Source organism: Salipiger bermudensis (assembly GCF_017309175.1).
Taxonomy (GTDB): Bacteria; Pseudomonadota; Alphaproteobacteria; order Rhodobacterales; family Rhodobacteraceae; genus Salipiger; species Salipiger bermudensis.
On record NZ_JAEKJV010000012.1, the window covers coordinates 1 to 14,072 of the forward strand.

The window sequence follows — 14,072 nt, forward strand, 5'->3', positions numbered from 1 at the left end:
TTGAAACCTTGGCCCGCGTCACCGACAATCCAACCGTCAGGCTGCCCGCAGTGGCATCCTGATCAGGCCCGGACCTCTCCGAAGGTCGACGCTCCTACACCATGCCGTGGGGCACTATCCCTCGTCGCCGACCTCGGCCGTGCGGTGGGCGGTCGGCCAGCCCAGGCACTGGGGCGGCGACTGCGGTTCGGCCTGAGCAAGGATACCTTTCTCCGCTGGGTTGCGACAAAGCAGCCTTACTCCCTGGTGCCCGCTGTTGGAGAAGCATTGGCTGGACGGTTGTCGCAATGGCGCTGAACTCTGGCGCCGACTGCGGTCGAACGGTTTCCAAGGAAGTCTCCGCGTCGTCGGTGAATGGGCCACGCGTCAACGCCGCGCCGAGGCCGCCATCCCCCATGGCTCAGGCAAGTGTCCTCCGAGTCGCAAGATTGCCCGCATGATGGCCTCTGGTCTGCAGCATCTCTCGAAGGCCGACAGCATATTCGTCACGCAGGTCGAGCACGCTCTGCCGCAACTGGCGCAACTGGCGCAGAACCGTCGGCTCCTTGATGCCTTCACCTCCATGGTCCGCAACGGCGAGGAGGACGGCCAGACTGAAGGCCAGATCAACAGGCTGAAGATGCTGAAACGCCAGATGTATGGTGCAGCTGGTTATCGACCTCCTTCTTGCACGTCTTCAGAATTCGGCATGAAGGCGTCACAGAAATTGGGTCGGACCCAAGATTGCCTGCCGATTCACACCCTCCGGCCTCGGATCGTCTCTTCACGTCATGACGGAGGCAGGATCATATTGAATGTATATATAAAATAAGTACTTACCGAAGAACCGGAGCGTCCGAAAGAGGCGCAGCACCAAGGGTTGCCCTTGGCGCGCTGAACGTCCGCGTTCCCGAGAGCGTCAGGGCGACGCTGGACGTGCAGCGGAATGTCGTCTGTTTGGCCACGCGATCCGGCGGATACGACGGCGGGCCAAGTCCGAAACCCGGCCGGGGGGCGACGCGGCATGGCCTTTCTGACCCCAAACCCGGCAGCGCACCAATGGCCGCTGCAACGTGCCGCGGCGCGACAGGCAAGGCGCAGGCCGATGCTCGGGCCGGGCGGAGATCGGTCAGCGGCTCCAGGCAAGCAAATTTTGGTCGCTCTGCGACAGCTCGGGGAAGGGGGCCGAGCGGCCTGCCTCCAGCGGCGTCCTGTCGGCCCATCTGCCAGTCAAGCCGACCGGCAAATGAACGCGGGCCCTTCCTGCCTCCGCTCATGAGAGGCCGGGACCGAAAGACCGGCGCTGTGAACAAAGGCGCAGTGTCCTTCTACGCCCATCATGCCGGCGCAGGGCCGGGCCGGCGGATGTCGCAGGACCCGAGGAAGGGGGCTTTCGCCTCCCGCGCATCCGTGCAATAGGGACGTGCCAACCGATCCCCTCCCAAGGAGCCACCCCATGGAGATTCGCGAGGCGCTCACCTTCGACGACGTTCTTCTCGTTCCCGCGGCGTCCAGCGTGCTGCCCAGCACCGCTGACACCCGCACCCGCGTGACCAAATCCATCGCCCTCAACATCCCGCTCTTGAGCTCGGCGATGGACACCGTGACCGAGGCCCGCATGGCCATTACCATGGCGCAGGCCGGCGGCATCGGGGTGATCCACAAGAACCTCACCGTCGAGGAGCAGGCCCAGCAGGTGCGCCGCGTCAAGCGCTTCGAGAGCGGCATCGTCTACAACCCGGTGACCCTGACGCCGGACCAGACGCTGGCGGACGCCAAGGCGCTCACCGAGCGCTACGGCTTTACCGGCTTCCCGGTGGTCGACGAGAAGAAGCACGTGGTCGGCATCGTGACCAACCGCGACATGCGCTTCGCCCAGAAGGACGACACGCCCGTTCGGGTCATGATGACCTCCGAGAACCTCGCCATCCTGCAGGAACCGGCCGACCGCGACGAGGCGATCAGCCTGATGCGCGCGCGCCGCATCGAGAAGCTTCTGGTCACCGACGCTGCCGGAAAGCTCACCGGCCTCCTGACGCTGAAGGACACCGAGAAGGCCGTGGTCAACCCCTCGGCCAGCAAGGACCGGCTCGGCCGTCTGCTCTGCGCCGCGGCCAGCGGTGTCGGCGAGTCCGGGTTCGAGCGCACCGAGGCGCTGGTCGATGCCGGCGTCGACATCGTGGTGATCGACACGGCCCACGGCCATTCGCAGGGCGTGCTCGAGGCCGTGTCCCGCGCCAAGCAACTCTCGAACGAGCTGCAGGTGATTGCCGGCAACGTGGCCACCGCCGATGCCACCCGCGCACTGATCGAGGCCGGGGCCGATGCGGTCAAGGTCGGCATCGGGCCGGGCTCGATCTGCACCACCCGCATGGTCGCGGGCGTCGGCGTGCCGCAGCTTACCGCGGTGATGGATTGCGCCAAGGCCGCAGGCGACGTCCCGGTGATCGCCGATGGCGGCATCAAGTTCTCGGGCGATTTCGCCAAGGCGATCGCAGCGGGGGCCTCCTGCGCCATGGTGGGCAGCATGATCGCCGGCACCGACGAAAGCCCGGGCGAGGTGATCCTCTACCAGGGCCGCTCGTTCAAGGCCTATCGCGGCATGGGCTCGCTCGGCGCCATGGCGCGCGGCTCCGCTGACCGCTACTTCCAGAAGGACGCGGCCTCGGACAAGCTGGTGCCCGAGGGCATCGAGGGTCAGGTGCCCTACAAGGGCTCGGCCGGCGCAGTGATCCACCAGCTGGTGGGCGGCCTGCGCGCGGCGATGGGCTATACCGGCAACGGCACCGTCGACGAGATGCGCAAGAACTGCAATTTCGTGAAGATCACCAATGCGGGCCTCAGCGAGAGCCACGTGCACGACGTGCAGATCACCCGCGAAAGCCCGAACTACCGCATCGGATGACGCCGGCGGCACGGGTACAGGCCGCGGCGGAGGTCCTCGACCGCATCGCCGCGGGCACACCGGCCGAGCAGGCTCTGCTCGGCTGGTCACGGGCCTCGCGCTTCGCGGGCTCCAAGGATCGTGCCGCGGTGCGCGACCATGTCTTCGACGTGATGCGCCGCTGGCGCTCGACCGCGGCCTCGGGCGGCGGCGAGAGCGGGCGCGCGCGGATGCTTGGCCTGCTGCGCCAGCAAGACACCGATCCCGACACGCTGTTCACCGGACAGGGCCATGCGCCCAAGCCGCTCGGCGACGCCGAGCGCGCCGCGGGCCGGGTGCCGGAGGGGGCCGAGGCGCTGGATCTGCCCGACTGGCTCTGGTCCGACTGGCAGGCGAGCCTCGGCGCGGAGGCGGCGCCGACAGCCGAGCAATTGCGCCATCGGGCGCCGGTCTTCCTGCGCATCAACACCCTGCGCGCAACCCCGGCCGCGGCCATCGCGGCGCTCTCCGCAGACGGGATCGCCACGCGGCCCGCGCCTCTGGCCGACACCGCGCTGGAGGTCATCGAGGGCGCCCGGAAGGTGGCGCGCTCGAAGGCCTTCACGGATGGCCTCGTCGAGTTGCAGGATGCTGCCAGCCAGGCCGTGGTCGCGGCGCTGCCGTTGGCCCCGGGGCAGCGCGTGCTCGATTATTGCGCTGGCGGCGGCGGCAAGGCGCTGGCCATGGCGTCCCGGCTCTCGGGGCCGGTCGAGGCGCATGACGCCAACCCCGCCCGCATGTCCGATCTGCCTGCGCGCGCGATCCGTGCCGGAGCCGAGATCGCGATCACGCAAGAGCCACGCGGCCCGTATGATCTTGTCCTCTGCGACGTGCCCTGTTCCGGCAGCGGCTCATGGCGACGCGCGCCGGAGGGGAAGTGGCGCCTGACCGCAGACGGTCTGGCCGAGCTCACCGCCATCCAGGGCCGGATCCTCGACACCGTGGCCCCGCTTGTCGCCCGCGGCGGCACGCTGGCCTATGCCACCTGTTCGATGCTTGCGACCGAGAACGGCGCTCGGGTGGCGGCATTCCTCGCCGGTCATCCCGGCTGGAGCCTGGCCCGGGAGCGACAGTTCCTGCCCTCCGACGGCGGGGACGGGTTCTACGTCGCCTGCCTCACCGCGCCGGACTGACCTGGCCCGCTTGACGCGGGAGCGTGTTCCCCGGCAAGCTGTGCAACCGGGGGGTGTCTCCGGGGCGTGGTTTACCTTTGGTTAATGCCCGGTGACTAAGACCGGTTCCGAGGCATCCCGCACGGGGTGCCGCGACCGGCGAAAGGGGGCCAGGTGACCGAGGGCACGGCGGCAGAGCGGCTGAAGGCGCGCGGGGCACGCAGTATCTTGCGCAGCACCGGGGTTCTGGTCGCGCTGGCATTGGCCAGCGGGCTTGCGGCGCTTCTGAGCGCGCAGCCGGTGCTGCGGACCGGCATGCTCGCCGCCGCCGCCGCCTTTGCCACCACCGCCGGGCTGGCGCTGGTGAGCTATGCGCTCGGGCGGCGCCGCGACGCGCGCAGCTTTGCCGCGGTCTGCGCCTTTGCCGAAGGCGACCCGGCTCCCATTCTCGTCACCGATCCCGCGCTGCGCCTGATCTATGCCAACCCCACCGCCCGGCGTGACTTCGAGGCCGCCCCCGGCGATGACCTGCCCGAGATCCTGGCGTCGCAGGTCGCCGGGGCCGAGGGTGTGAGCCGCCGGCTCTGGCTTCAGGCCCATGATCGCGGTCATGCGAGGGAGGAGGTTGCGGCGCGCGGCGGGCGGCGTGTGCTGGCGTTGCGGGTGCTTGACAGTGCGCGCTGGGTCTGGCGGCTCGATCGCCTTCCGGACCGCGCCGAGTCCGAGGCGAGTGCCCATGCCGGGGCCGGGTCCGAGGACCCGCCGGTGCTGACGCTGGGGCGCAGCGGCGCTGTCCTCTACATGAACACCCGTGCGCGGGCCGTGCTTGGGCGGCGCGTCAAGCGCATCGACGACGCGCTCGAGGATCCGCCGCTCAGGCCCGGCGCGATCCAGCGGGTGCTCACGCCCGAGGGGCCTGAAAGTTTCGAGGTGCGCTGCGTCGATGCCGGCATCGGCCGGCGCGAGGTGGTGCTGCACACGATCGAAGACTCCGCCCTGTCCGAGGGGGCCGCACCGGACGGTGTCGACGACCTGCCGGTTCCCCTGCTGCGCCTCGCGCCGGACGGGCGAATTCTGCGCGCCAACGCCTCGGCCTGCAAGCTGCTCGACACCGAGCGTGCGGATGGGCGGAACCTCGCGGAATTCATGGAGGGGCTCGGGCGATCGATCCGGCTCTGGATCAGCGAGGCGGCGGCCGGCCGCGGGCTGCACCGATCCGAATTCCTGCGCCTGATCCGCCCGGACCGGGAGATCTTCGTGCAGGTCACGCTCAACCGGGTGCGGGTCTCGGGTGCGACCGAACTGGTGGCGGTGCTGAACGACGCGACCGAACTCAAGACGCTCGAGGCACAGTTCGTGCAGAGCCAGAAGATGCAGGCCATCGGCCAGCTCGCCGGCGGCGTCGCGCATGATTTCAACAACTTGCTGACCGCGATCTCGGGTCATTGCGACTTGCTGATGCTGCGCCACGATCAGGGTGATCCCGATTACAGCGATCTTGTGCAGATCAGCCAGAACGCCAACCGGGCGGCCGCGCTGGTCAGTCAGCTGCTGGCGTTCTCGCGCAAGCAGACCCTGCGGCCCGAGCTGCTCGACCTGCGCGAGACGCTGTCGGATCTGACCCACCTGCTGAACCGGCTGGTGGGCGAGCGGGTCGAGCTTGTGCTGCAGCATGATCCGGTTCTGCCGAAGATCCGGGGCGACCGGCGGCAGCTCGAACATGTGATGATGAATCTTGTGGTCAATGCCCGCGACGCCATGCCCGACGGCGGAGAGATCCGCATCGAGACCGAACGCATCGCCCTGATGGAGCCGCTTCAGCGCGAACGGGCGCTGGTCGAGCCTGGGGAATACGCCGCGGTCCGGGTCAGGGACCGCGGTCGGGGCATTCCGACGGACAAGCTGCAAAAGGTGTTCGAGCCGTTCTTCACCACCAAGCGCACCGGCGAGGGCACCGGGCTTGGCCTGTCCACTGTCTATGGCATCGTCAAGCAGACCGGAGGCTTCATCTTTGTCGACAGCGTGCAGGGCGAGGGCAGCTGCTTTACGCTGATGTTCCCGGCCTACGAGGCCCCCGAACCGGTGGTGGAGGGGCCGCGCGAGCCGCCGGCGCGGGCGCTGCCGGATGGCGGCTCGGGCGTTGTGCTGTTGGTCGAGGACGAGGCGCCGGTACGGGCCTTCGCGGCGCGCGCGCTCGAGATGCGCGGCTACAGCGTCACCGAGGCGGGCAACGGGGAAGAGGCGCTGACCCTGCTGGCGGATGATAAGATGGCGGTCGACATCATCGTCACCGACGTGGTGATGCCCGGACTGGACGGTCCGAGCTGGGTCCGCGAGGCGCGCCGCACACGGCCCGACACCCCGGTGATCTTCGTTTCGGGCTATGCCGAGGACGTTTTTGCCGAAGGCGGGGAGGTGGTGCCGAACTCAGTGTTCCTGCCCAAGCCGTTCTCGCTGACCGAACTCACCGAGACGGTGAATCGCCAGTTGGCCTAGTTGGCCGGCTCAACCCTGGCCGGCTCAACCCTGGCCGGCTCAGCCCTGGGCGCGCTCCCAGACCTCGAAGTCGGCGGCACATTTGCGGCGCAGCTTGGTCTCGAGTTCGGGCGACAGCGCGAGATCGCCGCGGGGCGAGACATTCTCGCGCGGCAGGTCGAGCGCGACGCCGAGCCGATCCTCGAGGAAGGCGATGATACCGGACTGGTTCTCGTAGCGGAAGAGCTGGCTCACGTCGGTGCCGTTGGGCCGCGGCTCCACGAACTTGGCCTGGCTGCCGACATTGGCGAAGGGTGGACGCTCGCCGCGCGTGTAGGCGTCCACGAAGTCGTCGAAACTGATCCCGCGGGTCGAGGTCGGCTTGCCGTCGAGAAAGCCGCGCTGGCGGTAGCGATACCACGAGCCAAGCCAAGAGACCGGCTCGCGGATCACCGCCATCAGCTCCATGTGCGGGGTGCCCATCTTCTCGAACATCGGTCGGAAGAAGCGGTTGTAGCGATAGACCGGCGCATGCTTGAGCTCGGGCGGGTCGAGCACCGTCATAGAGGCATGCGGCGCCAGCGCGGATTCGTAGGCCGAGCTGCCCGTCTTGGGCACCGCCAGCAGCACCAGCCGCGCCTTCCAGAATACCAGCATCGATGAAATCTCCCCGGATCTTCTGCCTGTAAACCACTCTTTAACCTTGAGAGAGAAGAGTGGTCCACGGAAAAGATCTTGAAATGTTCTACTTTTGGTCTCATAACGGCATGAGAACAAGAGGCGAACAAAGCAGCGATTGCCGCCCTCGCACGGGTGTGGAATAAGGACCGAAACGCATGGCAACGGCAGATCTTCTGACAATGGACAGCAAGAAAGACGCAAACCGGCAGAAAGCCCTCGATTCCGCCCTGGCGCAGATCGAACGGCAGTTCGGCAAGGGCTCTATCATGAAGCTCGGTGGCGACAACGCCATGAAGGACATCGAGGCGACCTCGACCGGCTCGCTCGGTCTGGATATCGCGCTTGGCATCGGCGGCCTGCCCAAGGGCCGGATCATCGAGGTCTATGGCCCGGAAAGCTCGGGCAAGACCACGCTCACGCTGCACGTGGTGGCGGAAGAGCAGAAAAAAGGCGGCGTGTGTGCCTTTGTCGACGCCGAGCACGCGCTCGATCCGCAATACGCCAAGAAGCTTGGCGTCGATCTCGACGAGCTGCTGATCTCGCAGCCCGACACTGGCGAGCAGGCGCTCGAAATCACCGACACGCTGGTGCGCTCGGGCGCGGTCAGCCTGGTGGTGGTCGACTCGGTGGCGGCGCTGACGCCGAAATCCGAGCTCGAGGGCGACATGGGAGATTCGAATGTCGGCGTGCAGGCCCGCCTGATGAGTCAGGCGATGCGCAAGCTCACCGGCTCGATCAGCCGCTCGAATTGCATGGTGATCTTCATCAACCAGATCCGGATGAAGATCGGCGTGATGTTCGGCTCGCCGGAAACCACCACCGGCGGCAACGCGCTGAAGTTCTACAGCTCGGTGCGCCTCGACATCCGCCGCATCGGCGCCATCAAGGACCGCGACGAGGTGGTCGGCAACCAGACCCGCGTCAAGGTGGTGAAGAACAAGGTGGCGCCGCCGTTCAAGCAGGTCGAGTTCGACATCATGTATGGCGAGGGCATCTCGAAGATGGGCGAGCTGCTCGACCTCGGCGTCAAGGCCGGCGTGGTCGACAAGTCCGGCGCCTGGTACTCTTACGGCGACGAGCGCATCGGGCAGGGGCGCGAGAACGCAAAGACCTTCCTGCGCGAGAACAGCCGCGTTTCGCTCGAGATCGAGGACAAGATCCGCGCCGCCCACGGGCTCGATTTCCACATGTCCGAAGAGGACGGTGGCGACGACGTGATGGAAAGCTGAGGTCAGGCACATGCCCTCGGGCATGCGGTTTTCAAACGGGGGCGCTCCTGCGGGAGCGCCTCTTTTTTTGTTTGTGATGAGGGGCGCTGCCCCTCTGCCGCGCGGGGCGCGCGGCATTCACCCCGAGGTATTTTTCGAACCGGAGAAGATGGGGGCGCGGTGCGGGAGAGAGGGGCGGCGCGCCCGGGACGGGAGGCGGTGGCCGGCGCGGGGGGGGACGGAAGCCGATGGTCGGGGCGGGGTGGCGGCTTTTCTGTCGCGGCTTATGGACAGGGGGCGGGCGTGGCGATACACCTGCGCGAACCTCTGAGATGCCAGCCAGACAAGGACGACCATGCCGAGCCTGAACGATATCCGCTCAACCTTTCTGGGCTATTTCGAGAAGCAGGGCCACCAGGTGGTGCCCTCGAGCCCGCTCGTGCCGCGCAACGACCCTACGCTCATGTTTACCAACTCGGGCATGGTGCAGTTCAAGAACCTCTTCACCGGGGTCGAGACGCGCGATTACAAGCGCGCCACCACGGCGCAGAAATGCGTCCGTGCCGGCGGCAAGCACAACGATCTCGACAACGTGGGCTACACCGCCCGCCACCACACCTTCTTCGAGATGATGGGGAACTTCTCCTTCGGGGATTACTTCAAGAAGGAAGCCATCCCTTTCGCCTGGGAACTGGTGACGCGCGAGCTCGACATTCCCGCCGAGCGGCTCTTGGTGACGATCTACCACACCGACGACGAGGCGGCCGAGATCTGGAAGAAGACCGGTGTCCCGGACGACCGGATCATCCGCATCGACACCACCGACAACTTCTGGATGATGGGGCCGACCGGCCCCTGTGGCCCCTGCACCGAGATCTTCTTCGATCACGGCGACAAGTACTGGGGTGGCCCTCCGGGCTCGCCGGAAGAGGATGGCGACCGCTTCGTCGAGATCTGGAACCTCGTCTTCATGCAGAACGAGCAGTTCGAGGACGGCTCGATGCGGGCGCTCGACATGCAGTCGATCGACACCGGCATGGGCATCGAGCGGGTCGCGGCGTTGCTGCAGGGCACCAACGACAATTATTCCACCGACCTGATCCGGGCGTTGATCGAGGCCTCGGCAGACGCCACCTCGAGCGATCCCGACGGGCCGGGCAAGACCCATCACCGTGTCATCGCAGACCACCTGCGTTCGACCTCGTTCCTGATCGCCGACGGCGTGATGCCCTCGAACGATGGCCGCGGCTACGTGCTGCGCCGGATCATGCGCCGCGCCATGCGCCATGCCCACATGCTGGGTGCCAAGGACCCAGTCATGCACCGGCTGGTGCCGGCGCTGGTGCGCCAGATGGGGCAGGCCTACCCGGAGCTGGTGCGTGCCCAGCCGCTGATCGAGGAGACGCTGAAGCTCGAGGAGACGCGTTTCAAGCAGACCCTCGATCGCGGCCTCAAGCTGCTCGATGACGAGCTGGTGGGGCTGGGCGAGGGCGCCAAGCTGCCCGGTCAGGCGGCGTTCAAGCTCTACGACACCTATGGCTTCCCTCTCGACCTGACGCAGGATGCGCTGCGCGAGCGCGGTCGCGAGGTCGACACCGGCGGTTTCGACGAGGCCATGGCCGAGCAGAAGGCCAAGGCGCGCGCCGCGTGGTCGGGCTCGGGCGAGGCGGCGGACCTTGCGATCTGGTTCGAGATCGCCGACGCCAACGGCGCCACGGATTTCCTCGGCTACGACACCGAGACCGCCGAGGGCCAGATGCTGGCGCTGGTCAAGGATGGCGCCGAGGTCGAGGCGCTCGAGGCCGGTGAGAGCGGTTGGGTGGTGATGAACCAGACGCCGTTCTACGGTGAGAGCGGCGGCCAGGTCGGCGACAGTGGCTGGATGCGCCGGCTCGAGGACGAGCATGACCTCGCCGAGGTCACCGACACCCAGAAGATGGGCGGCGGCAAGGTTTTCGCCCACCAGGTGACCATCAAACAGGGCCGCTTTGCCAAGGGCGAGGCGGTGGCGCTCGAGGTCGATCATGCGCGCCGCGGCAAGATCCGCGCCAACCACTCGGCCACGCACCTGCTGCACGAGGCGCTGCGCCGGGCGCTTGGCGATCACGTCGCGCAGCGCGGCTCGCTGAACGCGCCGGAGCGGCTGCGCTTCGACTTCAGCCATGCCAAGGCGCTGACACCCGAGGAGATCTCGCGGGTCGAGCGCGAGGTGAACGCCTTCATCCGGCAGAACTCGGCGGTCAACACCCGCATCATGACGCCCGACGATGCCCGCGCTCTCGGCGCCCAGGCGCTCTTCGGCGAGAAGTATGGCGACGAGGTTCGGGTGGTGTCGATGGGCACCGAGGCAGGCTCCGGCAAGGGCGCCGATGGGCAGACCTACTCAATCGAGCTTTGCGGCGGAACCCACGTGGCGCAGACCGGCGATATCGGCACCTTCGCGCTGACCTCGGAAACCGCCTCGGCGGCCGGCGTGCGCAGGATCGAGGCGCTGACCGGCGAGGCCGCGATGGCCGAGCTGCGTGGCCGTGACAAGGCGCTTGGCGAGATCGAGGGCCTGCTCAAGGCGCATGGCGCCGAGGCTGTCTCGCGCGTTGGAGCGCTGCTCGACGAGCGCCGCAAGCTCGAGAACGAGGTGGCACAACTGCGGCGGGATCTCGCCATGGCCGGCGGCGCCGGGCAGGGCGGAGGGGCCGAGGCGCGCGAGGTGGGCGGTGTCTCCTTCGTGGCGCAGGTGCTGAGCGGCGTCTCGGGCAAGGACCTGCCGCCGCTGATCGATGAGCACAAGGCGCGGCTCGGCTCCGGCGCGGTGCTGCTGATCGCCGATACCGGTGGCAAGGTCGCCGTGGCGGCAGGTGTCACCGAGGACCTCACCGGCAGCCACTCGGCGGTCGACCTGGTGAAGGCGGCGGTCGAGGCGCTTGGCGGCAAGGGCGGCGGTGGCCGGCCCGACATGGCGCAGGGCGGGGCAAAGGATGCCTCCGAGGCCGATGCGGCGATCAAGGCGGCGGAAGCCGTGCTGGCGGGGTGATCGCATGAGCGCTTACATGATCGCCCGCATCGACGTGACCGATCCCGAGGAATACGCCATCTATGCCGGCCAGACCGTGGCGCTCGCCGAGAAATTCGGCGGGCGGTTCCTGGTCAAGGGCGGACCGCAGGAGGTGATCGAGGGCGAGGCGCCGAGCCGCCATGTCATCGTCGAGTTCCCGAGCCGCGCTGCCGCGGAGCGCTGGTTCAACTCTCCGGAATATCAGCGCATCCTGCCGATCGCCCTTCGGGCGTCGACGCGGGATGTGGTCATCGTCGAAGGAGTCTGAGATGCCTGCACTGTGGATCGCGCATGTGACGGTCACCGATGAAGAGGCCTATGGCCGCTACGCCAAGCTCGCCGGGCCTGCCATCGCCAAGCACGGCGGGCAATTCATTGCGCGTGCAGGCCGCTACGTCCAACTCGAGGGCAAGGAGCGCCCGCGCAACGTTGTGGCGAGGTTCGACAGCGTCGAGGCCGCCGAGGCATGCTACCACTCGCCGGACTACCAGGAAGCGCTGAGCCATGCGCGCGGCGCCTCGGAGCGCGAACTGCTGATCGTCGAGACCAGCGAGTAGACATCTGGCCAGTCAGGCGCGCCTTTCGGGGCGCGTTTTTCACCGTTCGGCAGGGCGTCGTGCCGGGACAAGCGCTGTCACGTTTTGGCGAGGTGATCGCCGAAGCTGATCGTAAGAGAGGTGGTACGGGCGGTGGGGCTCGAACCCACACTTCCTCTCGGAAATCGGATTTTGAATCCGACGCGTCTACCATTCCGCCACGCCCGCACTGAGATCCGATCTATCCAAGGCCGCGAAGCCCGTCCAGCCCGAAATCGCGTTGTCCGGTCGCGCGACGACACAGGGGTGCAGGGGGAACACTCGGCACCTAGGGGGATACGAGACCGGCGCGTGCGCCGGCTGCACTGGCAACTCCCCCTGCAGTGCTGTATGTTGCCCGACAAGTCTTAAGATATTGCGGGGAAGAACCGTTGCGCGACATCAAGATCCCGACCGAGCGTCACCCGGAAAAGGCGCACCGCAAGGACAATCCGCAGCCCAAGAAACCGGACTGGATCCGCGTCAAGGCACCGACCGGCAAGGGCTACCAGGAAACCCATCGCATCATGCGCGAGCACAAGCTCGTCACGGTCTGCGAAGAGGCGGGATGTCCGAATGCCGGCGAATGCTGGAACCAGGGCCATGCCACCATGATGATCATGGGGGATATCTGCACCCGTGGCTGTTCTTTCTGCAACATCGCCACCGGCCGGCCCGACGCGCTCGACGTGTTCGAACCGGGGCGCGTGGCCGATGCGGTGCAGAAACTGGGACTGAACCACGTGGTGATCACCTCGGTCGACCGTGACGATCTCGAGGATGGCGGGGCGGAGCATTTCGCCCAGACCATTCGCGCGATCCGCCACCGCTCGCCCGCCACCACGATCGAGATCCTGACGCCGGACTTCCTGAAATGCGCCCCCGAGGTGCTCGAGACGGTGGTGCGCGCCAAGCCGGACGTGTTCAACCACAATCTCGAGACCGTTCCGGGGCTCTATCCCGAGGTTCGCCCGGGCGCGCGGTATTTCCATTCGCTGCGGCTCTTGCAGCGGGTGAAGGAGATCGACCCGTCGATCTTCACCAAGTCGGGGATCATGGTGGGCCTTGGCGAGGACGCGCAGTCCGTGCGACAGGTGATGGACGACATGCGCGCGGCTGACGTCGATTTTCTGACCATCGGCCAATACCTGCAGCCGACGCCAAAGCACCACGCGGTCGATCGTTTTGTCACGCCGGACGAGTTCGCGACCTACGAGAAGAACGCCTATGGCAAGGGCTTCCTAATGGTCTCTGCCACGCCGCTGACCCGCTCGAGCTACCACGCCGGCGACGATTTCGCCCGGCTGCGCGAGGCGCGCGAGCACAGGCTGGCGGAGGCCTGACGGGCGCACAACCGATCGGTGTAATGAAAAAAGGGCGCTCCGATATCGAGCGCCCTTCTTCATTCCGCGGCGGCAACTGTCTCACCGTGACAAATTTCTTATACTAAGAAATTTGCCCAGCTCATCCGTTGGTGCGGGCTTTCACGTATTTCAACACGTAGACCCGGATTGCCGAGGCCAACCCGGCCTCTAGTCCACGGGTCTCGTCGATCTCGGCGGCGAGCGCGTTGAGCGCCTTGCCCTCGGCCTTTGCGATGGCGCGGAATTCGTTCCAGAACGCCTCTTCAAGGGAGACCGAGGTGCGGTGACCGCGCAGGCTGAGCGAATGCTTGATCGGCCGTCCGGTCATTCGTCGCGCCTGTGCCCGTCCAGATCCCGCTCGGCTCTCTCCGTCGCGCTCTTGTCGAGCGCCTTGTCGGCCTTGCTGCGACCGTGCAGCGCGGCGTTGCGGTCCGCCGTCGCGCGCTTGTCGGCCTTGTCACGGGCCTTGCGGGCCTTGTTGAGGTTTATCACTTTGCTCATGCTGCGAAACTTAGCGCGGCATGTGGGTTTCGCAACGGGCGATCCTGCAACTTCGGGGGAATTTGCCAGCTCCCGCCACTCCAAGGGGACAGGTCGTGGCGGGAGCGCGGCGGGACGTGTCCGTGAGTGGTGGCCTTCAGGGTGATGCCGATGGTCTGGTGGGGCGCGCCTCACAGGTGATACGCAGGGACGCGCGCCTCCC

At 67.0% G+C, this 14,072-nt stretch carries 11 protein-coding genes, 1 tRNA gene and 1 pseudogene; 9 read left to right on the plus strand and 4 right to left on the minus strand.

What is annotated here, in order from left to right; all coding sequences use genetic code 11:
* Positions 1 to 220: 220 nt before the first annotated feature.
* The 4 genes and pseudogenes from JF542_RS24605 to JF542_RS15960 form a co-directional block, all read left to right on the plus strand.
* Positions 221 to 692 (plus strand): annotated as a pseudogene (locus JF542_RS24605) (ISL3 family transposase); the annotation flags it as partial.
* A 743-nt stretch (positions 693 to 1,435) separates the two neighbouring features.
* Positions 1,436 to 2,884, plus strand: coding sequence for an IMP dehydrogenase (gene guaB / locus JF542_RS15950; RefSeq protein ID WP_007799928.1), 1,449 nt, complete (start codon positions 1,436 to 1,438; stop codon positions 2,882 to 2,884).
* Positions 2,881 to 4,035 carry an RsmB/NOP family class I SAM-dependent RNA methyltransferase gene (locus tag JF542_RS15955; RefSeq protein ID WP_207076569.1) on the plus strand — a complete coding sequence of 385 codons (1,155 nt, stop codon included), beginning with the start codon at positions 2,881 to 2,883 and terminating at the stop codon, positions 4,033 to 4,035. Before guaB ends, JF542_RS15955 begins: the two co-directional genes overlap by 4 nt.
* Before the next feature lie 153 nt (positions 4,036 to 4,188).
* Complete coding sequence (locus JF542_RS15960; RefSeq protein ID WP_340689163.1) at positions 4,189 to 6,510, plus strand: hybrid sensor histidine kinase/response regulator; 2,322 nt, start codon at positions 4,189 to 4,191, stop codon at positions 6,508 to 6,510.
* A 39-nt stretch (positions 6,511 to 6,549) separates the two neighbouring features.
* Here JF542_RS15960 and JF542_RS15965 read toward each other — a convergent pair whose 3' ends face one another.
* The gene (locus tag JF542_RS15965; protein ID WP_207076570.1) at positions 6,550 to 7,146 is read right to left on the minus strand and encodes a gamma-glutamyl kinase; all 597 of its coding nucleotides are present in this window, start codon (positions 7,144 to 7,146) and stop codon (positions 6,550 to 6,552) included.
* Positions 7,147 to 7,325: 179 nt separating this feature from the next.
* Here JF542_RS15965 and recA point away from each other — a divergent pair, with 179 nt between their 5' ends.
* The 4 genes from recA to JF542_RS15985 all read left to right on the plus strand — a co-directional run bounded on the left by recA (position 7,326) and on the right by JF542_RS15985 (position 11,987).
* Positions 7,326 to 8,399, plus strand: coding sequence for a recombinase RecA (gene recA / locus JF542_RS15970; RefSeq protein WP_207076571.1), 1,074 nt, complete (start codon positions 7,326 to 7,328; stop codon positions 8,397 to 8,399).
* 334 nt (positions 8,400 to 8,733) lie between these two features.
* Complete coding sequence (gene alaS, locus JF542_RS15975; RefSeq protein WP_207076572.1) at positions 8,734 to 11,409, plus strand: alanine--tRNA ligase; 2,676 nt, start codon at positions 8,734 to 8,736, stop codon at positions 11,407 to 11,409.
* A 4-nt stretch (positions 11,410 to 11,413) separates the two neighbouring features.
* The gene (locus JF542_RS15980) at positions 11,414 to 11,698 is read left to right on the plus strand and encodes a DUF1330 domain-containing protein (protein WP_040544781.1); all 285 of its coding nucleotides are present in this window, start codon (positions 11,414 to 11,416) and stop codon (positions 11,696 to 11,698) included.
* A 1-nt stretch (position 11,699) separates the two neighbouring features.
* Positions 11,700 to 11,987 carry a DUF1330 domain-containing protein gene (locus tag JF542_RS15985; RefSeq protein WP_007799943.1) on the plus strand — a complete coding sequence of 96 codons (288 nt, stop codon included), beginning with the start codon at positions 11,700 to 11,702 and terminating at the stop codon, positions 11,985 to 11,987.
* Positions 11,988 to 12,108: 121 nt separating this feature from the next.
* Here the strand turns inward: JF542_RS15985 and JF542_RS15990 are convergent.
* A tRNA-Leu gene (locus tag JF542_RS15990) sits at positions 12,109 to 12,194 on the minus strand.
* Between the two features lie 203 nt (positions 12,195 to 12,397).
* Between JF542_RS15990 and lipA the strand changes: the two genes are divergently transcribed.
* Complete coding sequence (lipA, locus tag JF542_RS15995; RefSeq protein WP_207076573.1) at positions 12,398 to 13,348, plus strand: lipoyl synthase; 951 nt, start codon at positions 12,398 to 12,400, stop codon at positions 13,346 to 13,348.
* A gap of 121 nt (positions 13,349 to 13,469) precedes the next feature.
* Here the strand turns inward: lipA and JF542_RS16000 are convergent, their stop codons facing one another.
* Positions 13,470 to 13,697 carry a ribbon-helix-helix domain-containing protein gene (locus JF542_RS16000; RefSeq protein ID WP_007799946.1) on the minus strand — a complete coding sequence of 76 codons (228 nt, stop codon included), beginning with the start codon at positions 13,695 to 13,697 and terminating at the stop codon, positions 13,470 to 13,472.
* Complete coding sequence (locus JF542_RS16005; protein WP_207076574.1) at positions 13,694 to 13,870, minus strand: DUF4169 family protein; 177 nt, start codon at positions 13,868 to 13,870, stop codon at positions 13,694 to 13,696. Before JF542_RS16005 ends, JF542_RS16000 begins: the two co-directional genes overlap by 4 nt.
* Positions 13,871 to 14,072: the final 202 nt, after the last annotated feature.